Here is a 26,372-nt window from a genome sequence, read left to right as displayed (position 1 = left end):
ACCGGGCGACGTCTTGTCACCGGCCTGAAGACCATTAGCCTTGGTACCGGCGGGTCCCGACGACCCGCCCCAGTGCTATCAAGAGCCGTTTCCAGAAGCAGTTTTCCGACGAGTACGAGGACGAGGACAGACGTGCCTACCGGCAAGGTCAAGTGGTTCAACAGCGAGAAGGGCTTCGGCTTTCTCTCCCGTGACGACGGCGGTGACGTCTTCGTCCATTCCTCGGTCCTCCCCGACGGAGTCGAGGCACTCAAGCCGGGACAGCGCGTGGAGTTCGGAGTCGTCGCGGGACAGCGCGGCGACCAGGCCCTCTCGGTCGTCATCCTGGACCCGACCCCGTCCGTCGCGGCGGCGCAGCGAAAGAAGCCGGACGAACTGGCCTCCATCGTCCAGGATCTGACGACCCTCCTGGAGAACGTCACCCAGACCCTGGAGCGCGGCCGCTACCCCGAGAAGACCGCGGGCAAGAAGGTCGCCGGCCTGCTCCGCGCGGTCGCCGACCAGTTGGATGTGTGACGTCCACCGGGAGAAAGACCTCCCCGAGGAGTAAGACCTCCCGAGGAGTGAGACCTCCGCTAGGGAAAGACGAGCGCGTCCGGGCCGAGGGGCGGCACCAGTCCCTCGGCCGCCGCACGCGTCAGCAGTCCTCGCACCGCCGCATAGCCGTCCTCGCCGAGTCCGGCGGTGAACTCGTTCACATACAGCCCGATGTGCTGGTCGGCGACGGCCGGGTCCATTTCCTGGGCGTGTTCCATGACGTACGGGCGGGAGACCTCGGGTTCGTCCCAGGCCGCACGTACGGATGTGCGAATTGATTCCGCGAGCAGTGTCAGCGTCTCCGCGCCCAGCGAACGCTTCGCGATGATCGCGCCCAGCGGAATCGGCAGCCCGGTGGTGTTCTCCCAGTGCTCGCCCATGTCCGCGAGCTTGTGCAGCCCGTAGTTCTGGTAGGTGAAACGCGCCTCGTGGATGACGAGTCCCGCGTCGACCTTCCCGTCCCGCACGGCGGGCATGATCTCGTGGAAAGGCATCACGACGATCTCCCCGACCCCGCCGGGAACGGTGTCCGCGGCCCACAGCCGGAACAGCAGGTAGGCCGTCGACCTCTCGCTCGGCACGGCGACGGTAAGGCCGGTCAGGTCGGTGCCCGCCTCCCGGGTGAGCACCAGCGGCCCGCAGCCCCGTCCCAGCGCGCCGCCGCAGGGCAGCAGCGCGTACTCGTCGAGGACGTACGGCAGCACGGCGTACGACACCTTCAGCACGTCGGACTCGCCGCGCTCGGCCATGCCGTTGGTGATGTCGATGTCCGCGAAGGTCACGTCGAGGGAGGGGGCGCCGGGGACGCGCTCGTGGGCGAGGGCGTCGAAGACGAACGTGTCGTTCGGACAGGGGGAGTACGCGATCCGCAGCGAGGGCTGCGCGGGCTCACCGGTCATGTGGGTTCCACCTCTCCAGAACGGGTGCGAGCTTCCCGAAACCCTCGGTGAGGGCCGCGAGGGCGTCGCCGATGCGCCAGGCGGCGCGGTCGCGCGGACCGACGGGGTTGGAGACGGCGCGTATCTCCAGCACGGGCGTGTCGTGCGCGGCGGCCGCCTCGGCGACCCCGAACCCCTCCATGGCCTCGGCGAGCGCCCGGGGGTGCCGGGCGCGGAGTCCCGCCGCGCGCTCGGCGGTCCCGGTCACCGTCGAGACGGTCAGGACGGCCCCCGAGCGGGCGCCCAGCGCCGCCGTGAGGGCTCGTACGAGTGTTTCCGGCGGACGGTGGGTGACGGTGCCGAAGCCGAGTTCGGTGACCGGCAGGAATCCGTCGGCGGTCTCGGCGCCCAGGTCGGCGGCGGTGATCTCGTCGGCGACGACGAGCGAGCCGACCGGTGCCGCGGGCTGGAAGCCGCCGCCGATACCGGCGCAGACGACGAGAGCGTAGGGGGCGCCGCGCAGGGCGGCGGCGGTGAGGGCGGTCGCGGTGGAGGCGGCGGCGAGGGCGGGGCCGACCCCGGCGGCCAGCAGGTCGTACCCTCCGGCCACCTGCCGAAGGGTCACCCCGGGAAGGCGCTCCTCACGGACGGCTCCGGCGAACGCCTGTGCCACCGCGTCCCGTTCGGCGGGAACCGCGGTGGTCACGAGGACACGTACGGAAGACGTGGTCAGGCGTCCTTCTTGAGCTTGAAGGACCACAGGCCCGTCACGTCCTTCTCGCCCTCCTTGATCGACACCAGCGTGGAGTTGCCGCTGGCGCCGTACTGGGCGTTGAAGAACACGCTGCCGGGGATCGTGCGGTAGGTCTTGGTGCTGGAGTCGGTCAGCGGCTGACCGTTCATCAGGATCGTCCAGCCCTTGTCCGCGATCTCCGGGTCGACACCGAAGCGCACGGTCTCGTCGGGATCGACCTTGATGGACTTGATGCCGGAGTCCTTCAGGCAGGTCGCCAGCGTCTTGGTGTCCAGGGTCTTGCCGTCGTTGTAGCAGGTGGCCTGGGCGTTGACCGAGCTGGTGCCGACGGTGATCGTGGAGATGGGGGTCGGCTTGTCGCAGGCGGACAGAACGAGCAGTCCGGCGGAAACGGCGCCGGCGGCTGCGACGGCGCGGCGGCGTCGCACAACGGATTGCAGCGTCTTCATGGGCGAAGGCTATCGGGCACCTCCGACGCTCCCCCCATGTGGGGTGCGGCGTGGCCGGGGGTTACGCCACTCGCGACCGGGTGTGGCCCCCGCGCCGCGCCGAGGACAGCAGTCCCCGTACGGTCGCCAGCCAGCCGACGGCCACGATGCAGGCGCCCACCGCGAGGCCCAGCGAGCCGTTCAGCGGCATCACGATCCCCACCGCGCCGCCGAACACCCAGGACACCTGGAGCAGCGTCTCGGAGCGCGCGAACGCCGACGTACGCACCGGCTCGGGCACGTCCCGCTGGATCAGCGCGTCCAGCGACAGCTTGGCCAAGGCCTGCGCGAACCCGGCGACCGCGGCCAGACAGGCCACGAGGAACGCCCCGAAGAACACCGCCGCGGTGATCGCCACGCCCAGCACGAACGCGACCACCGTGAGGATGATGATCTCCGGCGCCCGTGATCTGAGCCAGGCCCCGACCGCCGTGCCGAGCGCGTTGCCCGCGCCCGCCGCGACACCGACCGTCCCCAGCGACACGGCCGCGCTCTGACCGGTCAGCGGATGCTCGCGCAGCAGGAAGGCCAGGAAGAAGATCAGGAAGCCGGTCAGGCAGCGCAACGTGGCGTTGGCGCCCAGCGCGTGGGTGACGGCCGGTCCGACGGTCCGCAGGCCGGGGCGCTTGACCGGCTTGCGGTACGGCCCGTACAGCTGCTCCTCGCCGGAGGCCAGCAGCGCGGTGTCCTCGCCCTTCGCCGAGTCGACCTTCGGCGGCAGGGAGAAGGACAGGAAGGTCCCCGCGACGAAGATCGCGAAGGCGCCGTAGAGCGGCCAGCGCGGGCCCACCGCCTGGAGCCCGGCCCCGATCGGCGCGGCGACACCGGTCGCCAGCAGTCCGCCCAGGGTGACCCGGGAGTTCGCCTTCACCAGGGAGAACCCCGGCGGCAGCAGCCGTGGCACGACCGCGCTCCTGACCACCCCGTACGCCTTCGACGCGACGAGCACGCCGAGCGCGGCCGGGTACAACCCGATGCTGCCGGTGATCACCGCCCCCGACAGCACCAGGGCCAGCAGCGCGCGGGCGAGCATCGCGCCCGCCATGGCCGCGCGGCGGCCGTGCGGCAGCCGGTCCAGGAGGGGCCCGATCACGGGCGCCAGGACCGTGAAGGGCGCCATGGTGATCGCGAGGTAGAGCGCGACCCGCCCGCGCGCCTCGTCGGTCGGCACCGAGAAGAACACGGTGGAGGCGAGGGCGATGGTGATCATGACGTCGCCGGCGCCGTTCACGCCGTGCAGCTCGATCAGCTTGCCGAGGCCGGACTCGCCCGCGCCGTGCGCGTGCGTGGCCTTGCGGATGCCGCGGGCGGTTCCGGTGAAGGGGAGATGCAGGGCACGGCCGACCGCGCGGACGGACCCGCTGACCCGGCCCGAACCGCCACCTCGACTGCTGCCCTTCACCCCACCGGTCCCGGTGGCGCCCTGGGACGACCTCGCGGCTGCCACGTACGTCATAGTGCCCCGATAAAGCCGTGCGTAGTGCGGTTACCGCGCGTATGGGCGCGCACTTTGTGGCCGGACGGCACGGTCGGGCGGCCGGGAAACAGCACGAAACATCATCGTGAAGCGGCGAACAGTCCCGTCGGTGTAGGCCAAGCGCACGCGAACAGGTAGCGTGCGTAGCGCGCCGTGGCGAACGTTCTCGGCCGCGCGCCTCTCGGACATCCCGCAGAATGGATGACGTAGGTGCGCCCGAGCGCGTCGGGCGCGGACGTCGACGCGGCCCTTCGGTCCGCTCCGTTCGCCCTGCCGCCTTCAGGCCGGCGCACCCGAGAGACGGCGTAGGAGAGAAGCGATACCTGTGAGCGCAGCGACAACGCGAAGCCGCACCCCCGACCGTCTGTGCGCCGAGGCGGTCGACCTCGCCCGTGCCGCCGCCGAGGAGGCCGCCGCACCGGGGGTGGTCGGCGAGCACGTGGGGCTGGAGTCCGAGGGCGACCGCGTTGTCACGCACTTCTTCGGGTCCAAGGAACTCGGGTACCGGGGCTGGCGCTGGGCGGTGACGGTGGCCCGCGCGTCGCGCGCCAAGATCGTCACCCTCGACGAGGTGGTCCTGCTGCCCGGACCCGACGCGGTGCTGGCACCGGAGTGGGTGCCGTGGAGCGAGCGGCTGCGCCCCGGGGACATGGGCCCCGGCGACCTCCTGCCGACCGACGCCGACGACCTCCGGCTGGAGCCGGGCTACACCGGCGAGGACGAGCTCCCGCCGAACGCGCCCGTCTCCGAGGAGATGGCCGAACTGGCCGAGGCCGAGGACGCGGAGGTCACCGCGGGCACCCCGGCCACGCTGCCCACCGCGCCCTCCCGCGGCTCCCTCGCCTCGGTGGCCGAGGAGCTCGGCATGCGCCGGGCGCGGGTGCTGTCCCGCTACGGCCTGCACATCGGCGCCGACCGCTGGGAGGATTCGTTCGGCCCGAAGACCCCCATGGCCCAGGCGGCTCCCGCGCCCTGTGTGAGCTGTGGCTTCCTGCTGCCCATCGGTGGCTCCCTCGGGCAGGCGTTCGGTGTCTGCGCCAACGAGTTCTCCCCGGCCGACGGCCGGGTCGTCTCCTTCGCCTACGGCTGCGGCGGTCACTCCGAAGCCGCGGTCATGCCGACACCGCCGCGCCCGGCGGAGCCGGTGATCGACGAGACCCGGGTGGACCCCTTCCCGCTGCGGCCGGCCCCGGATTCGGGATCGGTGCCGGCGGTGACGGCGGACGAGGAGACGGCGGAGCTGGGGCACTCGTAGGGTTGCCGTGGGCGCGGGGGTTCTTCGCCCCCGCCGCTCCTTCCCGCCCCTGGGGCGGGGCTGCCGCCCCCGGACCCCCGCTTCGGCCCGAAGGCCTCGTCCTCGAACGACGGCCGGGCCGGATGTGTCCCCGACCGGCCGCATGAGTCCGGAGCAGGCCGGACGAGTCCCGGACCGCCTGGGTGAGCCCCGGAGGGGCCGAATGAGTCCCGGACCGGCTGAATCGGTCCGGACTGGCTCAGCGACGCTCGTCGGCACGGCGGGAGCGCCCTCGACCTCGCGGTACCTTCGACCCCACGCCGATGAGGAGAGTGTGAACGTGAGCAAGTTCGTGCGGCCGGCACCCGAGGGCGCGGACCCCTTCGGAACGGCCCGTCTGCGCCGCGGTGTACTCGACGCCTGGGCCACCAGCCCCGCCCGCTTCCGTGAGGACGCCAACGCCGAGGAGGACCTGGTCCTCGGCGGCTACCGCGACCGGCTCGTCGTCGAGCTCGCCCAGAACGCCGCGGACGCCGCGGCCCGCGCGGGCGTCCCCGGCCGCCTCCGGCTCACCCTCCGCGACGGCGTCCTCGCCGCCGCCAACACCGGCGCGCCCCTGGACGCGGCCGGCGCCGAGTCGTTGTCGACGCTGCGCGCCTCCGCGAAGCGCGGCGCCCACGACACCGCGGTGGGCCGCTTCGGCGTCGGCTTCGCCGCCGTCCTCGCCGTCACCGACGAACCCGCGGTCCTCGCCCGCCACGGCGGGGTCCGCTGGTCCCTGGCCGAGGCCCGCGAGCTGGCCTCCGACGTGGCCCGGCACAGCCCCGGCCTCGGCGACGAGATCCGCCGCCGGGACGGTCACGTCCCCCTGCTGCGCCTGCCGTTCCCCGCCGAGGGCACCGCCCCCGACCCCTACGACACGGTCGTCGTCCTCCCGCTGCGCGACACGGCCGCCGCCGACCTCGCCGAACGCCTCCTCGACGCCGTCGACGACGCCCTCCTCCTCGCCCTGCCCGGCCTGGCGGAGGTCGTGGTCGAGATCGGCGACGGCAGCCCCCGCACCCTGGAGCGCCGCACCGACGGCGACCACACCGTCGTGGCGGACTCCCGTGACGGCACCACCCGCTGGCGCACCGTCGCCGCCCACGGCCCGCTCACCCCGGACCTGCTCGCCGACCGTCCCGTGGAGGAGCGGCTGCGCCCCCAGTGGTCGGTCACCTGGGCCGTGCCCGTGGACGGCGACGGCACTCCCGCCCGCCCCCGCACCAGCCCCTACGTCCACGCCCCCACCCCCAGCGACGAGCCCCTGGGCGTCCCCGCCCTGCTCATCGCCTCCTTCCCGCTGGACACCACCCGGCGCCACGCGGCCCCCGGCCCGCTGACCGACTACCTCGTGCAGCGCGCGGCCGACGCGTACACCGAACTCCTCGCCGGCTGGCGCCCGGTGAGCGACGGCGTCATCGACCTCGTGCCCGGACCGCTCGGCCAGGGCGAACTCGACGGCGCCCTGCGCCAGGCGATCCTCGAACGGCTGCCCCGCACGGCCTTCCTGCCGCCCGCTCTCGCACCGGACGGCACCCCCGACTCCGACCTTCCGGAAGCCCTGCGCCCGCGCGACGCCGAAGTGGTCGAGAGCGCCGGCGGCGAGACCGTCCAGGTCCTCGCCGAGGTGCTCCCCACCCTGCTGCCCGCCGGCCTCGAACGCCGTGTCGAACTGCGCACGCTGGGCGTGGCCCGGGTGCCGCTCGCCGACGCGGTCGACCGGCTGGCCGGGCTGGAGAAGGAGGCCGACTGGTGGCGGCGGCTGTACGACAGCCTGGCCGGCGTCGACCCCGACCGGCTGTCCGGGCTGCCCGTGCCGCTGGCCGACGGCCGCACGACCGTGGGCCCCCGGCAGGTGCTGCTGCCCACCCCGGACGGCGCCCGGATCGACCCCGAGGTGCTCGCCCGGCTCGGCCTCAAGGTCGCCCACCCGGACGCCGCCCACCCGCTGCTGGAGAAGCTCGGCGCCCTGCCCGCCACCTCCCGCGCCGTCCTGACCACGCCTCAGGTCCGGGCCGCCGTCGCCGCCTCCCTCGACGACGAGGGCGGGGCCTGGGAGGAGGACACCCCGGACGCCGAGGAACTCGCCGACATCGTCCTCGCCCTGGTCCGGGACGCCGGTCTCGACCCCGGCGAAGAACCCTGGCTCGGCGCGCTGGCCCTGCCCGACGAGGACGGCGAACTGGCTCCCGCCGGCGAGCTGGTGCTGTCCGGCAGCGCCTTCGCGCAGGTGATGCGCGAGGACGAACTGGCCTTCGTCGACGCCGAACTGGCCCAGAAGTGGGGCGAACAGCCGCTGGCCGCCTGTGGCGTGCTCGCCGGTTTCGCCCTGGTCCGGGCCACGGACGTGGTCCTCGACCCCGACGAACTGGAGCCTCGCGAAGGGGACTTCGCCGAACCCGACGACGCCGGGCTGCTGGACGCCGTGGACGTGTGGTGCGAGGACATCCTCGACCGGTTCCCGGACACGCCGGTGCCGCCCGTCGCCACCGAACTCGTCGCCGTACGCGATCTCGACCTCGTCGACGAGGACCGCTGGCCGCAGGCCCTCGCCCTGCTCGCCCGGCCCCCGCTGCGCGACGCGCTGATCCAGCCGCTGCGGATCCTGCTGCCCGACGGCACCCACGAGGTCGTACGGCCGTACACGGCCTGGTGGCTGCGAGGGCATCCGGTGATCGACGGCCGCCGCCCGGCCGGCCTGCTCTCCGCCGGCGGCGACCCGCTGCTGCGCGGACTGTACGACGAGGCCGACGCGACCGGATTCGACGACGAGCAGGTGCTGCGGGCGCTGGGCGTACGCACCTCCGTGGCCGCGCTGCTCGACGAGCCGGGCGGCGCCGCCGAGCTGCTCGACCGGCTCGCCGACCCGGAGCGCCCCGTCACTGCCGCCCAACTGAACGGTCTGTACAGCGCGTTGGGCGAACTGGACCCCGAGCAGGTGACGCTGCCCGACGAGCTGCGGGCGGTCGTCGACGGCCGGGTGGAGGTCGTGGACGCGGCCGACGCCGTGGTGGTCGACTCACCCGACCTGCTGCCCTTCACCGAAGGCGTCCCGCTGCTGCCGGTGCGTCCGGCGCTGGCCGCCCAGCTCGCCGAGCTGTTCCAGGTGCGGCGGCTGAGCGAGTCCGTCACCGGCGAGGTCGGCTCCGAGGGCGCCGAACACGACGTACCGGAGTCGGTACGCATCCTGCTCGGGCCGCGCACCCCGCGGTCGTACGTCGAGCACGAGGAACTCCTCGTCGACGGCGTGGAGATCGACTGGCGTCTCACCGACGACGGGGTCCTGCACGCCTCGACCCTGGAGGGCGTGGCCGCGGGCCTGTCGTGGGCGGCCGGCCAGTGGCCCCGCCGCTTCGAGGTCGCGGCCCTTCTCGAAGACCCGTCTCGTACCGAGGAACTGGCCCGGGACCGCTGGTTCGACTGACCCCGACGACGACCCGACCCCTGCCGGCAGGGCGCGTACAGGCCTCGTCCGCGTGTACGTGCCCGCACGCGCGGGCGAAGAGATCTCCCTTTCGGCGAACCCGTCGGAGAATTTCCTCGGTTCATGCAACCATGCACACCTGTCACAGCTCTGATCACATGAACCAACAGGTTCAGTGATCGCTTCCTGACCTCATCGGAGGAGCGCATGCGCATCCGAGTCACCGTGGCCGCCGTGTCCGGCGCCCTCGCCCTGTCCGCTCTCGCCGTGCCCGCCGCGCAGGCCGGACCACAGGGTGACGGGGGTCTGTCCCGGCCGACCGCCGCCGAGCGCTTCGGGGTCCCGTCGGCCCGATCGGGACTGCGGGCCACGGCCGCCGCGGGCGAGCTGCCGAAGGTCTCCAAGGTCACGGTCAACTCCGGCAAGGACATCGTCGTCGGCACCACGGCCGCCAAGAAGTTCACCGTGTCGGTGACCGCGAGCCACTCCACCGGCATCGCGGACGCCTTCGTCAGCCTGTGGCACGGCACGAACTTCGAGTCGGGCCTCGACGGTCTGCTGCTGCCGAACGAGGACGCGGCCAGTTGCACCGCCGCGAGCGCCACCACGTCGACCTGCAAGCTCACCATCACGGCCGCTCCCGGCCGGGACCTGTCCACCAGCCTGCTGGCCGGCACCTGGCACGTGTCGGTCGGTGTGCTCGCCCGCGACGACGTCGACATGTACTGGAACGACTACCAGACCACCCACCGGGTCCAGCGCGCCTCGACGCTCACGGTGAACGCGGCACCGGAGCCGGTGAAGAAGGGCAAGACGATCACGGTCACGGGCAAGCTGGCCCGCGCCAACTGGGACACCTTCAAGTACGCGGGCTACTCCACCCAGCCGGTGAAGCTCCAGTTCCGCAAGAAGGGCTCCACCACCTACACCACGGTCAAGACCGTCAAGACCAACACGACGGGCAACCTCAAGACCACGGTCAAGGCGTCCGTCGACGGCTACTTCCGTTACGTCTTCGCGGGCAGCACGACCACGCCGGCGGTCAGTGCCGCGGGTGACTTCGTCGACGTGAGGTAGTCGAGGTGAAGTAGGCGACAGCCGTGCACGCGTGCGCCCGGTCCCGGATCATCCCGGGGCCGGGCGTTCTCGTCGTGCCCCCGGGCCCCGGGCCCCGTGCCCCGCTTCGCCCCGGCCGGTCACCGGCGGGTCATGAACGCATAAAATTTGCGACTCTCCCGCATCACCCGTACAACCAATCGCACCCTTCACGAATCTCACTCGTCGAGCCAGCAGGCTCACTGATCACTTCGGGTCCCGAGCCGACGACGAGCCGTGAGGAACGACCACCGCCGGGACCCCCTTTCTCCCATCTGGGGAATCCATGCGTATACGTGCCACCGTGGCCGCCGTCACCGGCGCCCTGGCCCTCTCCGCCTTCGCCGTCCCGGCCGCGCAGGCCGTCGACAACCCGCTGTCCGGCGTCACCTTCTCGAACGTCAAGGTCAACAGCGGCAAGAACATCGTGGTCGGCCCGACCGGGCAGGTCACCGTCACCGCGACCTACACCGTGACGCACCCCGCGAACGTCGGCGCGAGCACCTTCGATACCGGCCCGCTGCTCTACCGCGGCACCAAGATCACCGCGCCGACCGACCTCCTCGGCGGCGACGACGCGGGCACCTGCACCGCCGCCTCCACGACCGTGCTGCACTGCACGGCCAAGATCCAGTTCCGTCCTGCGGCCACCGACGAGTTCGACGACCTGAGCAACGTCCAGGCCGGTGCCTGGAAGGTCGGCGCCCTCGCGGTCGGCGACGGCAGCAACATCAAGTGGCAGGGCGACCTCGGCGCCCAGAAGGTCCAGCGCCTGTCGAAGCTGACGGTGAACGCCGCGCCGGAGCCCGTGAAGAAGGGCAAGACCATCACGGTCACCGGCAAGCTGACCCGCGCGAACTGGGACGGCAAGAACTACACGGGCTACGCCGCCCAGCCGGTGAAGCTCCAGTTCCGCAAGAAGGGCTCCACCACCTACACCACGGTCAAGACCGTCAAGACCAGCTCCGTGGGCAACCTGAGCACCACGGTCAAGGCCTCCGTCGACGGCTACTTCCGCTACGTCTTCGCGGGCAGCACGACCACCCCGGCGGTCAACGCCATGGGTGACTTCGTCGACGTGAAGTAAGCCGGACGCAGCGGTACCGCGGCGGCGGTACCGCTACGCGGGGAAGCGGCGGCCGACCCATCTCCACAGGAATTCCAGGGCGACCGCCGCCACCGCCGCGATGCCGACCGCGATCCACGGCATCTGCATCCCCACCAGCTTCAGCGCGAAGAAGTGCTGGAGCCACGGCACGACCAGGACCAGGACGAACGCCGCGCCCATCGAGGCCACCAGGACGACCCGCCACCAGGTGTAGGGGCGGGCGACGATCGCCAGCACCCACATCGAGATCAGGAACAGCGTCAGGGTCGCCACGCTGGTCTCGGCGTCCAGCGACCCCGCTCCGGTGTAGTGGTGGCGGGCGATCAGGTAGGTCACGAAGGTCGCCACCCCGGCCACCACCCCGCCCGGGATCGAGTACCGCATCACCCGCCGGACGAAGTGTGGTCTGGCGCGCTCCTTGTTGGGGGCGAGGGCGAGGAAGAACGCCGGGATGCCGATGGTCAGGGTGGACAGCAGGGTCAGATGGCGGGGCAGGAACGGGTACTCGACCTGCCAGCACACCACCAGCACGGCCAGCAGGACCGAGTAGACGGTCTTGACCAGGAACAGCGTGGCCACGCGGGTGATGTTGCCGATCACCCGCCGGCCCTCCGCGACCACCGAGGGCAGCGTGGCGAAGCTGTTGTTCAGCAGCACGATCTGGGCCACGGCCCGGGTGGCCTCGGAGCCCGACCCCATGGACACGCCGATGTCGGCGTCCTTGAGGGCGAGCACGTCGTTCACGCCGTCGCCGGTCATCGCGACCGTGTGGCCGCGGGACTGGAGAGCGCCCACCATGTCCCGCTTCTGCTGCGGGGTGACCCGCCCGAACACCGTGGCCTCGTCCAGGGCGCGCGCCATGTCCTCCTTGGCGGCGGGCAGCCGGCGGGCGTCGACGGTGACGCCGGTGAGCCCGAGCTTGCCCGCGACCGCCCCGACGGACACCGCGTTGTCGCCGGAGATGACCTTCGCGTGGACGTTCTGCTCGGCGAAGTAGTGCAGGGTGTCGGCCGCGTCCGGGCGCAGCCGCTGTTCCAGGACGACGAGGGCGGCGGGCCGGGCGCCCTTGGCCACGTCGGGACCGTCGAGGTCGCGCGCGGCCCGGGCGAGCAGCAGCACCCGCAAGCCCTCCTCGTTGAGCCGCCCGGTCTCCTCGAGGGCCGGGTCGCCGTCGGTCAGCAGGACGTCGGGCGCCCCCAGCAGCCAGGTGCTGGACTCCCCGTTGCCCTCGCTGAAGGAGGCGCCGCTGTACTTGCGGGCGGAGGAGAAGGGCAGCGACTCGGTGCAGCGCCACTCCTCGGTGTCCGGGAAGGCGTCGATGACGGCCTGGAGGGAGGCGTTGGGCCGCGGGTCGGACTCCCCGAGCGCGCCGAGCACCTGGCGTACGTAGGTCTCGTCGTGGCCGTCGAGGGTCCGCAGCTCCGTGACGTCCATGCCGCCCTCGGTGAGGGTGCCGGTCTTGTCGAGGCAGACGGTGTCGACGCGGGCGAGGCCCTCGATGGCGGGCAGCTCCTGGACGAGGCACTGTTTTCGGCCGAGCCGGATGACGCCGATGGCGAAGGCGACGGAGGTGAGGAGCACGAGCCCCTCCGGGACCATCGGGACGATGCCGCCGACCGTGCGGGCGATGGCGTCCTTGAGCCCGTACTGCTTGACGACGAGTTGGCTGATGATCAGGCCGATCGCGGTCGGGATCATCATCCACGTCACGTACTTGAGGATCGTGGAGATGCCGGAGCGCAGCTCGGAGTGGACGAGCGTGAAGCGTGAGGCCTCCTCGGCGAGCTGGGCCGCGTAGGCCTCGCGCCCCACTCTGGTGACCTTGAAGGCCCCGCCGCCGGCCACCACGAAGCTGCCGGACATGACCTTGTCGCCCGGCCGTTTGACGACCGGGTCGGCCTCACCGGTGAGCAGCGACTCGTCGATCTCCAGTCCGTCGGCCTCGGCACAGACGCCGTCGACGACCACCTTGTCGCCCGGCCCTATCTCGATGAGGTCGTCGAGCACGATCTCCGAGGTGCCGATCTCGACGGCCGCGCCGTCCCGCCGTACGGTCGGCCGGGACTCCCCGATCACGGCGAGCGAGTCCAGGGTCTTCTTCGCCCGCCACTCCTGGATGATGCCGATCCCGGTGTTGGCGATGATCACGTATCCGAACAGGCTGTCCTGGAACGGCGCGACGAACAGCATGACCAGCCACAGCGCGCCGATGATCGCGTTGAACCGGGTGAAGACGTTGGCACGGGCGATCTCGGACAGGGAGCGGCTGCTGCGCACCGGGACGTCGTTGACCTCACCGCGTGCCACGCGCTCCGCGACCTGGGCCGTGCTCAGGCCGATCGCCGGAGGCGAGGGCATGGGGACGGGGTGCACGGGATCGAGCTCGGCGCCGGCGTCGATGTGCGTCATGCATTCGACGGTACGTGCGGTTCTGGGGCTTCACCCGTCGGGCGGGCGGAGGATCCGACCAGGGGACGAGGTGGGTGGGGGGATGATGCCGTGGTCGCAGGTCCGGCGCGTCCGTGTCCCCCGTACGTCCACGGCCAGGTCGCCCTCACCGGTCCTCCGCGCGTCTACGGTCCGGTCGTGCCGGCGGTCCCTCGTCCGCTACCGCTCGGCCGACCGTACCGGGTCGGTGGCCGCCGCGGCCGCCCTCTTGATCGCCGCGTCCCGCTTCCGTACGTACCAGATGCCGATGAGGCCCAGTCCGCCGCCGGCCAGGCAGGTCCAGACCCACCACGCCTGACCGCGGTCCTCGAACCAGCCGTAGAACGGGAGCTGCACGAGGAACAGGGCGAACCAGATGATCGTGCCGCCGGTGATGGTGGCGACCACGGGGCCCTCCAGGGGCTCGGGCGCCTCGTGCTTGGGGGTCCACTTGGCCATGTGCACAGCTTACGAGGCGCGCGGCCGGTCCCCGCCCGCGCCCGTGGATCCCTTGCGTACCAGTGGTCTACGCGCGGAGATGGCCAATTCGACTTCATATGTTCATACTGAAACGGTCCGAGTCTGGCTACTTCCAGTCGTAGGAAACTCCAACAGCGACGTGGGGGAGACCTGTTGGTGACCTGGAGGCGGCGAGGCTCGATCATGTTCCCCACCCCCTGCATCCTCTGAGGTCCCGCATGTCCACCTCGGCTCCCGCCAAGGTCCCCGCGCCCGAACAGCCGAGCGGCACGCCCGCGTACGGTGCCCTCGACCGCTACTTCAAGATCTCCGAGCGCGGCAGCACGCTGTCCCGCGAGATCCGCGGCGGTTTCGCCACCTTCTTCGCGATGGCCTACATCATCGTGCTGAACCCGATCATTCTGGGCAGCGCGAAGGACATGTACGGGCACCAGCTCGACAACGGCCAGCTGGTCACGGCCACGGCGGTCACGGCCGCGTTCACCACGCTGCTCATGGGTGTGATCGGCAACGTGCCCATCGCGCTCGCCGCCGGTCTCGGCGTGAACTCCGTGGTCGCGCTCCAGCTCGCCCCGCGGATGACCTGGCCGGACGCCATGGGCATGGTCGTCCTGGCCGGCTTCATCGTGATGCTGCTCGTCGCCACCGGTCTGCGCGAGCGCGTCATGAACGCCGTCCCCTACGGCCTGCGCAAGTCCATCTCCATCGGTATCGGCCTGTTCATCATGCTGATCGGCCTGGTCGACTCCGGCTTCGTCTCCCGGATCCCGGACGCCGCCCAGACCACCGTCCCGCTCCAGCTGGGCGCCGACGGTCACCTCAACGGCTGGCCGGTGCTGGTCTTCGTCCTGGGTGCCCTGCTCACGCTGGCGCTCATCGTGCGCAAGGTCCCCGGCGCGATCCTGATCTCGATCGTCGCCATGACCGTCCTCGGGCTGATCATCGACGCGGTCGCGAAGGTGCCGTCCTGGGGTCTGACCACGCCCAAGTGGCCGGGCAACCCGGTCGGCACCCCCGACTTCGGCCTGATCGGCAAGTTCAGCCTGTTCGGCGGTTTCGACAAGGTCGGCGTGCTGACCGGCGTCCTGTTCGTCTTCACGGTCCTGCTGTCGTGCTTCTTCGACGCGATGGGCACGATCATGGGTGTCGGCGACGAGGCCAAGCTGACCGACGCGCAGGGCCAGATGCCCGGTATCAACAAGGTCCTCTTCGTCGACGGCATCGCGGTCGCCGCGGGCGGCGCCAGCTCCTCCTCGGCCACCACCTGCTTCGTGGAGTCGACGGCCGGCGTCGGCGAGGGCGCCCGCACCGGCTTCGCGAACGTCATCACCGGCGCGCTGTTCGCCGTGGCCCTGTTCCTGACCCCCGTCGCCACGATGGTCCCGTCCCAGGCGGCCACCCCGGCCCTGCTCGCGGTCGGCTTCCTGATCCTGGCCGGCTCCGTCAAGGAGATCGACTGGGCCGACCACACCATCGCCATCCCCGCCTTCATCACGATGGTGATGATGCCGTTCACCTACTCGATCACCAACGGCATCGGCATGGGCTTCATCACCTTCGTGGTGCTGCGGCTGGCGGCCGGCCGGGCCAAGGAGGTGCCGGTCGCGATGTACGTCGTGTCGGCGGTGTTCGCCTTCTACTACCTGATGCCGGCGCTCGGTCTGACCTGATGCCGGTGGTCCCGGTCGGGTTGGTCCGCTGCCGGTGCTGCCGCTGTCCGGTCCGGTCTGATGCCCGGGGTCGTCACGTGACCCCGTAGAACTTCTCCGTCTCGTCGACGGCGGTCTGGAACCGCTCGTCGAAGTCATCCCGAATGAGCGTCCGGACGACATAGTCCTGGACGCTCATTCCCCTTTTCGCCGCGTGATGCCGGAGCCGTTCGAGCAGCTCCCCGTCTATCCGCAGGCTGAGCACGCTGGTCCCCATGTGCACGAGAGTCGCGGCACGCTGCCGTGCGGGGCGTGACGTTCCGCAGGGGCATCACCCATATGAGTGACATCCGGGTTGAGTGGCCCGGCTCACGGGCATCTCTGCGTGTCCCAAGTGGTCTTTAGCGAGGGTAATGAGTTACGCTAAAGAACATGTCGGACCTTACCCATGGCGACGATGTTGCCGCCGTGAACTCCCTGCGATCTGCCGTCATGCGGCTGTCCCGTCGGCTCAAGCACCAGCGAGTCGACGAGTCGCTCAGCCCGACCGAGATGTCGGTGCTGGGCACCCTGTCCCAGTGCGGAAGCGCGACCCCGGGCGAGCTCGCCCGTAAGGAGCACGTCCAGCCGCCGTCGATGACCCGCATCGTCGCGCTGCTGGAGGCCAAGGGACTGGTCCGACTGGAGCCGCACGCCGAGGACCGGCGCCAGAAGGTCGTCACCCAGACCGAACAGGCCATGGAGATGCTCGAGGAGAGCCGCCGCAAGCGGAACGCCTTCCTGGCCTCCCTGGTCGAGGGCCTCGACGAGGACGAGTGGGCGAAACTGCGCGCCGCCGCCCCCGTGCTGGAGAAGCTCGCACACCTGTAAGCACAGCCGCAAGGAGGCGACCCCTTTTGAGTACGGGATCCGGAGCACCTTCCGCCCCCGCACCGACCACCCACGACACCTCCCCCGGGAGGACCCGCAGATCCTCGATGTTCAGCTCCCTCAAGGTCCGGAACTACCGCCTGTTCTTCGTCGGCCAGGTCGTCTCCAACACCGGCACCTGGATGCAGCGCATCGCCCAGGACTGGCTCGTACTCAGCCTCACCGGCTCCTCCACGGCCGTCGGTGTCACGACGGCTCTGCAATTCCTGCCGATGCTGCTCTTCGGTCTCTTCGGCGGCGTCCTCGTCGACCGTCTGCCCAAGCGCGGCACGCTGCTCGTCACCCAGTCCGCGATGGCCGTCACCGGCCTCGCGCTCGCCTTCCTCACCCTCTCCGGCCACGTCCAGGTCTGGCACGTCTACCTCGCCGCGTTCGCCGCCGGCCTCGCCACGGTGGTCGACAACCCGGCCCGCCAGTCCTTCGTCACCGAGATGGTCGGCCGCGACCAGCTCCAGAACGCGGTCAGCCTGAACTCCGCCAACTTCCAGTCCGCGCGCCTGGTCGGCCCCGCCGTCGCGGGCCTGATGATCACCGGCGTGGGCACCGGCTGGGCGTTCCTCGCCAATGGCCTGTCCTTCGTCGCGCCCATCGCGAGCCTGCTGCTGATGCGCGCCCGCGAGCTGCACGTCGTCGAGCGCGCGCCGCGCGGCAAGGGCCAGCTGCGCGAGGGCCTGCACTACGTCGCCGGGCGCCCCGAGCTGATCTGGACGATCGTCCTGATCGGGTTCGTCGGCACCTTCGGCTTCAACTTCCCCGTGTACCTCTCGGCCTTCGCCGACGACGTCTTCCACGCCGGAGCGGGCTCGTACAGCCTCTTCAACACGCTGATGGCGGTCGGCTCCCTGGCCGGCGCGCTGCTCGCGGCCCGCCGGGGCACGGCCCGGATGCGGGTGCTGGTCGCGGCGGCGGTGGTCTTCGGCGCGGTCGAGATCGTGGCGGCCCTCGCTCCCTCCCTGTGGCTGTTCGCCCTGCTCATGGCCCCGATCGGGATGTTCGGCATGACGGTCAACGTCACCGCCAACACCAGCGTCCAGATGGCCACCGACCCGGCCATGCGAGGCCGGGTGATGGCCCTGTACATGATGGTGTTCATGGGCGGCTCGCCGGTGGGCGCGCCGATCGCCGGCTGGATCACGGACACGTACGGCGTCCGGGCGGGCCTGGCGGTGGGCGGCGCGATCGCGGCCGCCGCGGCCGTGACCATCGGCCTGGTCGTGGCTCGCATCGGCGGTCTGCGCCTGTCGGTCGGCTGGAACCACGGCCACCCCCGGGTGGGCTTCGTCCCGCGGGAACGCCAGGAGGAACTGGCCGCGGCGGCGTGAGCCGTGCCTGAGGACGTCCGCGCCCGAGGACGTTCAGGGAACGTGCCGGGCAGGGGCCCGGTGGACACACGTCCACCGGGCCCCTGCCCGTTTCCCGTCCCCGCACCCGCCGGGTCGGCCCCCGCCCCGGCCGCTTCGTCCCGCCGGCCGTGAAGGCCTCGGCCGGGGTGAAGCCGTTCGCCTTGTGGTGGGCGACGGGGCGAGCGTGAGCGGGCCGCTCGCCGGACGCTCCGTTCCCTGCAAGGGTGACGTTCATGAGACTCTTCGCCGCCGTGCTTCCCCCGGAGCACGTCACCCGCGAACTGGCCGCCGAGGTCGCCGTGTTGAAGGAGCTGCCCGGTGCGCAGGGCCTGCGCTGGACGGGCCGCCCCGGCTGGCACTTCACGCTCGCGTTCTACGGCGAGGTCGACGACGACCTCGTACCGGAGCTGTCCGTCCGTCTGGAGCGCGCGGCACATCGTGCGGCGCCCTTCCCGCTGGCGGTGCGCGGCGGGGGTCAGTTCGGGCACGGGCGGGCGCTGTGGGCGGGCGCGGCCGGTGACCTGGAGGCGCTGCGGCTGCTGGCCGACCGCAGCGAGGCGGCCGCGCGCAAGGCCGGGGTGCCGACGGGGGAGCACCGCCGCTACAAGGCCCACCTGACGGTGGCCCGCAGCCGCGACGCGATCGACGCCCGCCCGTACGTCGACGCCCTCGCCGGCTTCACCAGCGGCACCTGGACGGTGACGGACCTGTGCCTGGTGCGCAGCAGCCTGCCGAGGTCGGGTGTGCCGGGCGAGCAGCCCCGCTACGAGACCGTCGGCCGCTGGCCGCTGGGGCCCGGCGGGCGGACCGGTTCCGAGGCCGGCGACGACGCCGGTTAGGCTCGGAGGCGTGGACCCGAAAACCCGGAACCGGATCATGGCCGGTGCGCTTGTGATGTTGTTCGTCGTCGTCGCCCTGGCGGCCGCGCTCGGCAGGTGAGCACGGCCGCCAGGCAGCGACACCTGCCCCGACACCCGGTGACCGGGTGATTACCAGGCGAAGGCCTCCGGCGACGGCCCCGGGCCCGGGAAGATCTCGTCGAGTCCTTCCAGCAGCTCGTCGCTCAGCTCCAGCTCGACCGCGCGCAGGGCGGAGTCGAGCTGCTCGGCGGTGCGCGGACCGACGATCGGGCCGGTCACGCCGGGCCGGGTGAGCAGCCAGGCCAGCGCGGCCTCGCCGGGCTCCACGCCGTGCTTGTCGAGCAGGTCCTCGTACGCCTGGACCTGCGCGCGCGCGGCGGGCTGGGCGAGCGTGTCGGCGGCCCGGCCGGACGCGCGGCGTCCGCCCTGGACCTCCTTCTTGATGACCCCGCCCAGCAGACCGCCCTGGAGCGGCGACCAGGGGATGACCCCGAGGCCGTACTCCTGCGCGGCCGGGATGACCTCCATCTCGGCGCGGCGCTCGGCGAGGTTGTAGAGGCACTGCTCGCTGACCAGCCCGATCGTGCCGCCGCGGCGGGCGGCGATCTCGTTGGCCTGGGCGATCTTGTAGCCGGGGAAGTTGGAGGACCCGACGTAAAGGATCTTGCCCTGCTGGACCAGGACGTCGATCGCCTGCCAGATCTCCTCGAACGGGGTGTTCCGGTCGATGTGGTGGAACTGGTAGACGTCGATGTAGTCGGTCTGGAGCCGCTTCAGCGACGCGTCCACCGCCCGCCGGATGTTGAGCGCGGAGAGCTTGTGGTGGTTGGGCCAGGCGTCGCCGTCCCCAGCCATGTTGCCGTAGACCTTGGTGGCGAGGACGACCTTGTCGCGCCGCTCACCGCCCTTGGCGAACCAGCTTCCGATGATCGATTCCGTACGGCCCTTGTTCTCGCCCCAGCCGTACACGTTCGCCGTGTCGAAGAAGTTGATACCCGCGTCCAGTGCCGCGTCCATGATCGAGTGGCTGTCGGGTTCGTCCGTCAGCGGGCCGAAGTTCATGGTGCCGAGGACGAGTCGGCTGACCTGGAGTCCGGTGCGTCCGAGCTGCGTGTACTTCATGGTTTCCAAGCCAACGGCTTGGAGTGCGTTCTAGGCAAGGGGAATCAGCCGCCGGGGAACTCTTCGGTGTTGAGGGTGAGGCCGACGGGGGTCGCGGTGAGGTCGATGTCCGAGCGTGCCCGTGTTGTCGCTCTCGGCCCTCGCGATCCTGTCTTCGAGGACGGTCATCGTGGCGCTCCTGCCCGGCGGCCCCAGGGGCCAGTGCCGCCGCGCGGTGCAACGACACGCACGGTGACCGGGTCTCGGGAGGAGAAGAACATGCCGGAGCGGGCGGGTCTCAGTCCCGTTCGTACTCCCCGCCCAGCCCCCACCCCTGGTGCATCGCCTCCGCGAACGCCTCCGCGATCCGGTGTTCGCCGCTCGCGTTCGGGTGCGTGCCGTCGTAGGTGTCGAGGTTGATGTCGTACGCCGGCGGGGGCGAGGCCAGCAGCAGCGGGGAGCGGGGCTCGTCGAGGTCGGCGACGGCCTTGGCCAGGAGTTCGTTGAAAGCGGCGACCTCGGCGGCGAAGCCGGGGTCCGACAGCGCGCGGGAGTTCGGGATCACCGGCAGCGCGACCATCCGCACGCGCGGGTTCGCCTGTCGCGCCTCGGCCACGAAGGACCGTACGTTGGCCGCGGTCTGTTCCGCGTTCGTGTAGAAGCCCAGGTCGATCAGGCCGAGGGCGACGAGGAGCACGTCGGCCCGGTGCGCGCGGACCGCCTCGCCGATCAGCGGCGCCATGTGCTGCCAGCCCTCGCCCCAGCCGGCCAGATGGGCGCGCGGGAAGTCCGGGTCGGCGTACTCGTACGAGGTGGGCGCGTCCATCGCCTTGTCGTAGAGCGTCTCGCGCGGCCCGACGATGGCGAACGGGCGGCCGTACGTCATGCGCAGGTGCTGCCACATCCGGTAACGCCATGTGTGTTCGCCGGCGCTTCCGATCGTCTGGGAGTCGCCGACGGGCATGAACCTGAGCATCCGCTCATGATGGACGATCGGCGGACGATCGGCGGAACGAGCGGGGTGTGAGGCCCGCCACGCGCGCGTGCCACCCGGTCGGGGATGGCAGTCTTGGGGGCATGCGTCGACCGTTCGCCCTCCTCGCCGGGGCCCTGCTCGTAGGTGTGTTCACCGTGCCCGCCTCCGCCGCCGACGGTGACGAGGGGTTCACCCTGAAGGACCCGCGCATCACCGAGTCCAGCGGCCTCGCCGCCTCCCGCCTGCACCCCGGCGTCTACTGGACGCACAACGACAGCGACGACGGCCCCTACCTGTACGCCGTCGACAGCGCCACCGGGAAGACGGTCGCCCGGATCACCATGAGCGGGGTCGGCGCGCCCCGCGACGTCGAGGCCGTCTCCATCGGCCCCGACAACCAGATCTACGTCGGCGACATCGGCGACAACGACGGCGTCGCGTGGCCCTACGTCTGGGTCTACCGCCTGCCCGAGCCCAAGGTGCTCGAGGACCGGACGATCCGGGCCACGCAGTACGTCGTGAAGTACGAGGGCGGGTCGCGGGACGCCGAGTCGCTCGTCGTGCACCCCAGGACCGGGCGGGTCTACATCATCGACAAGAACGAGGACGGCGGGCACCTCTACGCGGGACCGGCCGAGCTCTCCTCCTCCGGCACGAACCTGTTCAAGCCCGTCGCGACCGTCGACCTCTGGGCCACCGACGCGGCCTTCTCCCCGAACGGCGAACAGCTCGCCGTGCGCGGCTACTTCGGCGGGATCGCCTACGACTGGAACGGCGGGAGGATCAAGCGGCTGGGCCGCCTCGACGTGCCGTTGCAGGGGCAGGGGGAGTCCGTCACCTATTCCGCCGACGGCACCAAGCTCATGTACGGCAGCGAGGGCGCCGGCAGCTCCGTGAAGGCGGAGGACGCGCCCGAGGGGGCCTCAGCGTCCAAGTCGCCCACCGGAAGCAGCGGTTCGGCGGACTCCACGGCGAGCGGCGGGTCCGGCGGCAGCGGATTCAAGGTGGGCGCCCTCGCCGTCGCCGTCGTCTGTGCCGCGCTGTTCGGCGTACGGAGGCTGCGGCGGCGGGGCTGAGGTGGCGCCCGGGACCGACGTGCTGGACCGGCTCGCAGCAGGTCACGAACATGTGGAACGCGTCGTTCACCCAGACCGGCGCGACGGTGACCGCCGTCGACGCCGGCCACGACGGCGCCGTCCCGGTGGGCGGTTCGAGCAGCTTCGGCTTCGGGGGCGTACCCGGAGGCGGGGGTGTACCGAGCGTGAGCTGCACGGTGACCTGAGACGTGACGAGGACGCCCGGGCGTGACGCCGGGCGCCTGGGACGCGCGAGGGGCGCCCGGCGAACACCGGGCGCCCCTCGTCGTCGTGGCGGAAGCCGTTACAGCTTCTCGATCACGTGGTCGATGCACTTCGTGAGCGCTTCGACGTCCGCCGGGTCGATCGCCGGGAACATCGCGACGCGCAGCTGGTTGCGGCCCAGTTTGCGGTAGGGCTCGGTGTCGACGATGCCGTTGGCGCGCAGCACCTTGGCGACGGCGGCCGCGTCGATCTCGTCCGCGAAGTCGATCGTGCCGATGACCTGGGAGCGCTTGGCCGGGTCGGTGACGAACGGCGTGGCGTACTTGGAGTCCTCGGCCCAGGTGTACAGCCGGGTCGAGGAGTCCTTGGTGCGGGCCGTCGACCAGTCCAGGCCGCCCTGGCCGTTGAACCACTCCAGTTGCTGGTTGAGCAGGAAGAGGGTGGCGAGGGCCGGGGTGTTGTACGTCTGGTTCTTGCGGGAGTTGTCGATCGCCGTCGGGAGCGAGAAGAACTCCGGGACGTGCCGCCCGGACGCGTGGACGCGCTCGGCGCGCTCGATGGCGGCCGGGGAGAAGATGCCGATCCACAGGCCGCCGTCGGAGGCGAAGGACTTCTGCGGGGCGAAGTAGTAGACGTCGGTCTCGGCGATGTCGACCGGGAGGCCGCCGGCGCCGGAGGTGGCGTCCACCAGGACGAGGGAGCCCTCGTCGGCGCCCGGCACACGCTTGAGGGGCGCGGCGACACCGGTGGAGGTCTCGTTGTGGGTGAAGGCGTAGACGTCGACGCCCGCCTCGGCCTCGGGCTCGGGGTGCGTGCCCGGGTCGGAGGAGATCACGGTCGGCTCGGCCAGCCAGGGGGCCAGCTTGGCGGCCTTGGCGAACTTGGAGCTGAACTCGCCGAAGGTGAGGTGCTGCGACTTGTTCTCGATCAGGCCATGGGTCGCGATGTCCCAGAACGCGGTGGAGCCGCCGTTGCCGAGGACGACCTCGTAGCCGTCCGGGAGCCGGAACAGTTCGGCGATGCCCGTGCGCACCTCGCCGACCAGGTTCTTCACCGGGGCCTGGCGGTGGGAGGTGCCGAGCAGGGACGCGCCGGTGGCGGCCAGGGCGTCCAGCGCCTCCACCCGCACCTTGGAGGGACCCGCGCCGAAACGACCGTCCGCGGGCTTCATGTCAGCAGGAATCTGGATCTCAGCCACGAGCCGGAGGGTATCCCCTCGGCGAAACCGGACGGGCACGTGTCCGTTCGATGAGACGACTTCTCCGGCTTTTGGACCTGTGAGTACCTACAGGACCGGCGGCCGGATCGTCACTGTCAGTGGTCGGATGCATCCTGGACGCATGACGGATCTCGATGCGCTCGCGGGTACGGAGGCGGAACTGCGCCGGGTCGTCCGGGGGGAGGTCGGTTTCGACGTCACCTCCCGGGCGCTGGTGACCATGGACGCGTCCAACTACCGGCGTGTCCCGCTCGGGGTCGTGGCGCCGAGAGACGCCGACGACGTGGCCGCGACCCTCGCGGTCTGCCGTGAGCGGGGCGTGCCGGTCGTCGCCCGCGGCGGGGGGACCTCCATCGCGGGCCAGGCCACCGGCACCGGTGTCGTGCTGGACTTCACCCGGCACATGAACCGGCTCGTGGCGCTGGACCCGGACACGCGCACGGCCGTCGTCCAGCCGGGGCTGGTCCTGGACCGCCTCCAGGAGGCCGCCGCGCCGCACGGGCTGCGCTTCGGCCCCGACCCGTCCACCCACAGCCGGTGCACCCTCGGCGGGATGATCGGGAACAACTCGTGCGGGTCGCACAGCGTGGCCTGGGGGACGACCGCCGACAGCGTGCGGGAGCTGGACGTGATCACCGCGCGCGGGCAGCGGTTGCGGCCGGGAACGGGATGGGCCGGGGCGCCCGAGGGCCTGCGGGCGCTGGCGGAGGGCGAGTTGGCGCGGCTGCGGACCGGCTTCCCCGACCTGCCCCGCCGCATCTCGGGGTATGCCCTGGACGCGCTGCTGCCCGAGCGGGGCGCGGATGTCGCCCGGTCCTTCTGCGGGAGCGAGGGCACCCTCGGGATTCTCACCGAGGCGGTCGTCCGGCTCGTCGAGGCGCCGCGCGCGCGTGCGCTCGCCGTGCTGGGATACGCCGACGAGGGCGCCGCCGCCGAGGCCGCGGCCGGCCTGTTGCCCCACGGGCCGCTCACGGTGGAGGGGATGGCGGCCGATCTGGTGCCGTCGACGACCGACCTGCCCCGGGGCGGCGCCTGGCTGTTCGTGGAGACCGGCGGGGAGACGGCGTCGGAGGCACGCGCGCGTGCGCAGGCCGTCGTGCGGGGCGCGGACGTGGTCGACGCCCGGGTCGTCACCGACCCGGCCGGGCAGCGGACGCTGTGGCGGATCCGGGAGGACGCGAGCGGTACGGCGACCCGGATGCCGGACGGCTCCGAGGCGTGGCCCGGCTGGGAGGACTGCGCGGTGCCGCCCGCCCGGCTCGGCGCGTATCTGCGCGACTTCCGGCGGTTGTTGACCGCGCACGGTCTGCGCGGCACGCCGTACGGACACTTCGGGGACGGCTGTATCCACGTCCGTATCGACTTCGACCTGCTGACCGAGGCGGGGGTCGGCCGGTTCCGGCGGTTCTCCGAGGAACTGGCGGACGTGGTCGTGGCGCACGGCGGCTCGCTGTCCGGGGAGCACGGGGACGGGCAGGCCCGTGCCGAGCTGCTGCCGAGGATGTACGGCGCGCAGACGGTGGCGCTGTTCGAGCGGGCCAAAGCGGTGTGGGACCCGGACGACCTGCTCAACCCCGGGATGCTGGTGCGCCCCGCCCCTCTGGACACCAACCTCCGCTTCTCCGTCCTGCCCCGCACCCCCGTGGACGTGGCCTTCGGCTACCCGGCGGACGGCGGCGACTTCTCGGCGGCGGTGCGGCGGTGCGTGGGGGTCGCGAAGTGCCGTACGACGGAGGCGTCCGGGTCCGCCGTGATGTGCCCGTCCTTCCGGGCGACCGGCGAGGAGGCGCACTCCACGCGCGGGCGCGCCCGCCTGCTGCACGAGATGCTGGCCGGCGAGGTGGTGACGGACGGCTGGCGGTCGACGGAGGTCCGGGACGCGCTCGACCTGTGCCTGTCCTGCAAGGGGTGCCGCTCGGACTGCCCGGTCGAGGTCGACATGGCCACGTACAAGGCGGAGTTCCTGCACCACCACTACGCCGGCCGGCGCCGTCCCGCCGCCCACTACACGATGGGACGGCTCCCGGTGTGGCTGCGCTGGGCGTCCCGTACGCGCGCGGTGCGGGTGGTGAACGCCCTCGCCTCGGTACGGCCGCTGGCGTGGACGGCGAAGCGGCTGGGCGGGATCGCGCCGGAACGGGAGATCCCGCGGCTGGCCCCGCTGACGTTCAGCCGGTGGTGGCGGCGCCGGGCACGGCCCGCCGCGGCAGGCGGGACCTCGTCGGCGCCCGGCGCCGCCGGTGATCTCGTCGTCCTGTGGCCGGACACCTTCACCGAGCACCTCTCGCCGACGGTGGGACAGGCGGCCGTGCGGGTGCTGGAGGCGGCCGGGCTGCGGGTGGCGCTGCCGCCGACGCTGCGGCTGCGCCGGAGCCCGGTCGGGGACGGCAGGTCGAAGGCGCCGACCGCCCTGCTGACGGCTCGTCACGGCCGCGTCTGCTGCGGTCTGACGTACCTCTCCACGGGCCAGCTCGACCGCGCCCGCCGAGTCCTGCGGGACACCCTCGACCTCATGGCGCCGGTCCTGGAGACCGCCGCCCCGGTCGTGGTCCTGGAGCCGAGCTGCGCCGCGGCTCTCCGCGGCGACCTGCCCGAGCTGCTGCACGACGATCCGCGCGCGGCCCGTCTCGCCGCCCGCGTCCTGACCTTCGCGGAGGTCCTCGAACGCCATGCCCCCGACTGGAGGCCGCCCCGCGTGAACCGTCCCGCCGTCGGTCAGACCCACTGCCACCAGCACGCGGTCCTCGGCGACGCCCCGGACCGCCGGCTGCGCGCGGCCGCCGGCCTGGAGGGCGAACTCAGCGGCGGCTGCTGCGGTCTGGCCGGCAACTTCGGTTTCGAGAAGGGGCATCACGAGGTGTCGACGGCCTGTGCGGAGGAGCGACTGCTGCCTTCGGTGCGCGCCGCGGAGCCCGGAGCGGTGGTCCTGGCGGACGGCTTCTCCTGCCGGACACAGCTGGAGCAACTGGCGGGGGTGCGGGGGAGGCATCTGGCGGAGGTGCTCGCGGAGGTGCTCGCGGAGGGACTGGAGGAGGGGCGGCCCGGCTGA

General features: G+C 71.8%; 21 protein-coding genes and 1 pseudogene. 12 read left to right on the top strand and 10 right to left on the bottom strand.

Features of this window, described 5'->3' with window-relative positions; all coding sequences use genetic code 11:
• The first annotated feature begins 132 nt into the window (after window positions 1-132).
• Window positions 133-516, top strand: a complete 384-nt coding sequence (locus tag ACFV0T_RS17785; RefSeq protein WP_385779500.1) for a cold-shock protein — start codon at window positions 133-135, stop codon at window positions 514-516.
• 59 nt (window positions 517-575) lie between these two features.
• On the opposite strand, the gene ACFV0T_RS17780 is transcribed toward ACFV0T_RS17785, so the two are convergent.
• The 4 genes from ACFV0T_RS17780 to ACFV0T_RS17765 all read right to left on the bottom strand — a co-directional run bounded on the left by ACFV0T_RS17780 (window position 576) and on the right by ACFV0T_RS17765 (window position 4,104).
• On the bottom strand, window positions 576-1,436 hold the full coding sequence (locus ACFV0T_RS17780) for a 1,4-dihydroxy-6-naphthoate synthase (protein ID WP_385779498.1): 861 nt from the start codon (window positions 1,434-1,436) through the stop codon (window positions 576-578).
• On the bottom strand, window positions 1,426-2,175 hold the full coding sequence (locus ACFV0T_RS17775; RefSeq protein WP_385779497.1) for a futalosine hydrolase: 750 nt from the start codon (window positions 2,173-2,175) through the stop codon (window positions 1,426-1,428). The genes ACFV0T_RS17780 and ACFV0T_RS17775 overlap by 11 nt, the downstream gene beginning before the upstream one ends.
• Window positions 2,145-2,618, bottom strand: coding sequence for a DUF2771 domain-containing protein (locus ACFV0T_RS17770; RefSeq protein ID WP_385779495.1), 474 nt, complete (start codon window positions 2,616-2,618; stop codon window positions 2,145-2,147). Before ACFV0T_RS17770 ends, ACFV0T_RS17775 begins: the two co-directional genes overlap by 31 nt.
• A gap of 61 nt (window positions 2,619-2,679) precedes the next feature.
• A complete protein-coding gene (locus ACFV0T_RS17765) occupies window positions 2,680-4,104 on the bottom strand; it encodes an MFS transporter (RefSeq protein WP_385779493.1) in 1,425 nt (474 codons plus the stop codon).
• A gap of 355 nt (window positions 4,105-4,459) precedes the next feature.
• Between ACFV0T_RS17765 and ACFV0T_RS17760 the strand changes: the two genes are divergently transcribed.
• The 4 genes from ACFV0T_RS17760 (at window position 4,460) to ACFV0T_RS17745 (ending at window position 11,016) form a co-directional block, all read left to right on the top strand.
• Window positions 4,460-5,389, top strand: coding sequence for a DUF3027 domain-containing protein (locus ACFV0T_RS17760; protein ID WP_385779492.1), 930 nt, complete (start codon window positions 4,460-4,462; stop codon window positions 5,387-5,389).
• 319 nt (window positions 5,390-5,708) lie between these two features.
• Window positions 5,709-8,834, top strand: a complete 3,126-nt coding sequence (locus ACFV0T_RS17755; RefSeq protein ID WP_385779490.1) for a sacsin N-terminal ATP-binding-like domain-containing protein — start codon at window positions 5,709-5,711, stop codon at window positions 8,832-8,834.
• 207 nt (window positions 8,835-9,041) lie between these two features.
• A complete protein-coding gene (locus tag ACFV0T_RS17750) occupies window positions 9,042-9,911 on the top strand; it encodes a DUF5707 domain-containing protein (RefSeq protein WP_385779488.1) in 870 nt (289 codons plus the stop codon).
• 304 nt (window positions 9,912-10,215) lie between these two features.
• A complete protein-coding gene (locus ACFV0T_RS17745; protein WP_385779486.1) occupies window positions 10,216-11,016 on the top strand; it encodes a hypothetical protein in 801 nt (266 codons plus the stop codon).
• Window positions 11,017-11,049: 33 nt separating this feature from the next.
• Here the strand turns inward: ACFV0T_RS17745 and ACFV0T_RS17740 are convergent, their stop codons facing one another.
• Window positions 11,050-13,446, bottom strand: a complete 2,397-nt coding sequence (locus tag ACFV0T_RS17740) for an HAD-IC family P-type ATPase (RefSeq protein WP_385779484.1) — start codon at window positions 13,444-13,446, stop codon at window positions 11,050-11,052.
• Window positions 13,447-13,644: 198 nt separating this feature from the next.
• A complete protein-coding gene (locus ACFV0T_RS17735; protein ID WP_385779482.1) occupies window positions 13,645-13,923 on the bottom strand; it encodes a DUF2530 domain-containing protein in 279 nt (92 codons plus the stop codon).
• Between the two features lie 239 nt (window positions 13,924-14,162).
• On the opposite strand from ACFV0T_RS17735, the gene ACFV0T_RS17730 reads away from it, so the two are divergent.
• The gene (locus ACFV0T_RS17730) at window positions 14,163-15,614 is read left to right on the top strand and encodes an NCS2 family permease (protein ID WP_385779480.1); all 1,452 of its coding nucleotides are present in this window, start codon (window positions 14,163-14,165) and stop codon (window positions 15,612-15,614) included.
• 73 nt (window positions 15,615-15,687) lie between these two features.
• Here the strand turns inward: ACFV0T_RS17730 and ACFV0T_RS17725 are convergent, their stop codons facing one another.
• Entirely contained in the window at window positions 15,688-15,876 is a 189-nt protein-coding gene (locus ACFV0T_RS17725) for a ribbon-helix-helix protein, CopG family (protein ID WP_385779478.1), read from the bottom strand.
• Window positions 15,877-16,025: 149 nt separating this feature from the next.
• Here ACFV0T_RS17725 and ACFV0T_RS17720 point away from each other — a divergent pair, with 149 nt between their 5' ends.
• The 3 genes from ACFV0T_RS17720 (at window position 16,026) to thpR (ending at window position 18,705) form a co-directional block, all read left to right on the top strand.
• The gene (locus ACFV0T_RS17720) at window positions 16,026-16,463 is read left to right on the top strand and encodes a MarR family winged helix-turn-helix transcriptional regulator (RefSeq protein ID WP_385779476.1); all 438 of its coding nucleotides are present in this window, start codon (window positions 16,026-16,028) and stop codon (window positions 16,461-16,463) included.
• 107 nt (window positions 16,464-16,570) lie between these two features.
• Window positions 16,571-17,845, top strand: coding sequence for an MFS transporter (locus ACFV0T_RS17715; RefSeq protein WP_385779474.1), 1,275 nt, complete (start codon window positions 16,571-16,573; stop codon window positions 17,843-17,845).
• Between the two features lie 254 nt (window positions 17,846-18,099).
• Entirely contained in the window at window positions 18,100-18,705 is a 606-nt protein-coding gene (thpR, locus tag ACFV0T_RS17710) for an RNA 2',3'-cyclic phosphodiesterase (RefSeq protein WP_385779472.1), read from the top strand.
• Window positions 18,706-18,855: 150 nt separating this feature from the next.
• On the opposite strand, the gene ACFV0T_RS17705 is transcribed toward thpR, so the two are convergent.
• Both ACFV0T_RS17705 and ACFV0T_RS17700 read right to left on the bottom strand, forming a co-directional pair.
• Window positions 18,856-19,848 carry an aldo/keto reductase gene (locus ACFV0T_RS17705; RefSeq protein ID WP_385779470.1) on the bottom strand — a complete coding sequence of 331 codons (993 nt, stop codon included), beginning with the start codon at window positions 19,846-19,848 and terminating at the stop codon, window positions 18,856-18,858.
• Window positions 19,849-20,125: 277 nt separating this feature from the next.
• Complete coding sequence (locus ACFV0T_RS17700; protein WP_385779468.1) at window positions 20,126-20,803, bottom strand: SGNH/GDSL hydrolase family protein; 678 nt, start codon at window positions 20,801-20,803, stop codon at window positions 20,126-20,128.
• Between the two features lie 101 nt (window positions 20,804-20,904).
• Between ACFV0T_RS17700 and ACFV0T_RS17695 the strand changes: the two genes are divergently transcribed.
• Both ACFV0T_RS17695 and ACFV0T_RS17690 read left to right on the top strand, forming a co-directional pair.
• Window positions 20,905-21,879 (top strand): WD40 repeat domain-containing protein, encoded by a 975-nt coding sequence (locus ACFV0T_RS17695; protein ID WP_385779466.1) that lies wholly within the window; start codon window positions 20,905-20,907, stop codon window positions 21,877-21,879.
• Window positions 21,880-21,902: 23 nt separating this feature from the next.
• Window positions 21,903-22,085 (top strand): annotated as a pseudogene (locus ACFV0T_RS17690) (cellulose binding domain-containing protein); the annotation flags it as partial.
• A gap of 98 nt (window positions 22,086-22,183) precedes the next feature.
• Here the strand turns inward: ACFV0T_RS17690 and serC are convergent.
• Complete coding sequence (gene serC, locus ACFV0T_RS17685; RefSeq protein WP_385779464.1) at window positions 22,184-23,302, bottom strand: phosphoserine transaminase; 1,119 nt, start codon at window positions 23,300-23,302, stop codon at window positions 22,184-22,186.
• A gap of 142 nt (window positions 23,303-23,444) precedes the next feature.
• Between serC and ACFV0T_RS17680 the strand changes: the two genes are divergently transcribed.
• A complete protein-coding gene (locus tag ACFV0T_RS17680) occupies window positions 23,445-26,372 on the top strand; it encodes an FAD-binding and (Fe-S)-binding domain-containing protein (RefSeq protein WP_385779462.1) in 2,928 nt (975 codons plus the stop codon).

The organism is Streptomyces sp. NPDC059582 (assembly GCF_042735715.1).
Lineage (GTDB): Bacteria > Actinomycetota > Actinomycetes > Streptomycetales > Streptomycetaceae > Streptomyces.
Note: the sequence above shows the minus strand (reverse complement) of the source record. Positions and strands in the feature narration are given on the sequence as shown.

Coding starts and splice junctions, on each gene's coding strand:
- thpR (WP_385779472.1), top strand. CDS start 18,100: ATGAGACTCTTCGCCGCCGTGCTTCCCCCGGAGCACGTCACCCGCGAA.
- ACFV0T_RS17770 (WP_385779495.1), bottom strand. CDS start 2,618: ATGAAGACGCTGCAATCCGTTGTGCGACGCCGCCGCGCCGTCGCAGCC.
- ACFV0T_RS17680 (WP_385779462.1), top strand. CDS start 23,445: ATGACGGATCTCGATGCGCTCGCGGGTACGGAGGCGGAACTGCGCCGG.
- ACFV0T_RS17735 (WP_385779482.1), bottom strand. CDS start 13,923: ATGGCCAAGTGGACCCCCAAGCACGAGGCGCCCGAGCCCCTGGAGGGC.
- ACFV0T_RS17780 (WP_385779498.1), bottom strand. CDS start 1,436: ATGACCGGTGAGCCCGCGCAGCCCTCGCTGCGGATCGCGTACTCCCCC.
- ACFV0T_RS17715 (WP_385779474.1), top strand. CDS start 16,571: ATGTTCAGCTCCCTCAAGGTCCGGAACTACCGCCTGTTCTTCGTCGGC.
- ACFV0T_RS17720 (WP_385779476.1), top strand. CDS start 16,026: ATGTCGGACCTTACCCATGGCGACGATGTTGCCGCCGTGAACTCCCTG.
- ACFV0T_RS17730 (WP_385779480.1), top strand. CDS start 14,163: ATGTCCACCTCGGCTCCCGCCAAGGTCCCCGCGCCCGAACAGCCGAGC.
- ACFV0T_RS17745 (WP_385779486.1), top strand. CDS start 10,216: ATGCGTATACGTGCCACCGTGGCCGCCGTCACCGGCGCCCTGGCCCTC.
- ACFV0T_RS17695 (WP_385779466.1), top strand. CDS start 20,905: ATGCGTCGACCGTTCGCCCTCCTCGCCGGGGCCCTGCTCGTAGGTGTG.
- ACFV0T_RS17700 (WP_385779468.1), bottom strand. CDS start 20,803: ATGCTCAGGTTCATGCCCGTCGGCGACTCCCAGACGATCGGAAGCGCC.
- ACFV0T_RS17705 (WP_385779470.1), bottom strand. CDS start 19,848: ATGAAGTACACGCAGCTCGGACGCACCGGACTCCAGGTCAGCCGACTC.
- ACFV0T_RS17750 (WP_385779488.1), top strand. CDS start 9,042: ATGCGCATCCGAGTCACCGTGGCCGCCGTGTCCGGCGCCCTCGCCCTG.
- ACFV0T_RS17740 (WP_385779484.1), bottom strand. CDS start 13,446: ATGACGCACATCGACGCCGGCGCCGAGCTCGATCCCGTGCACCCCGTC.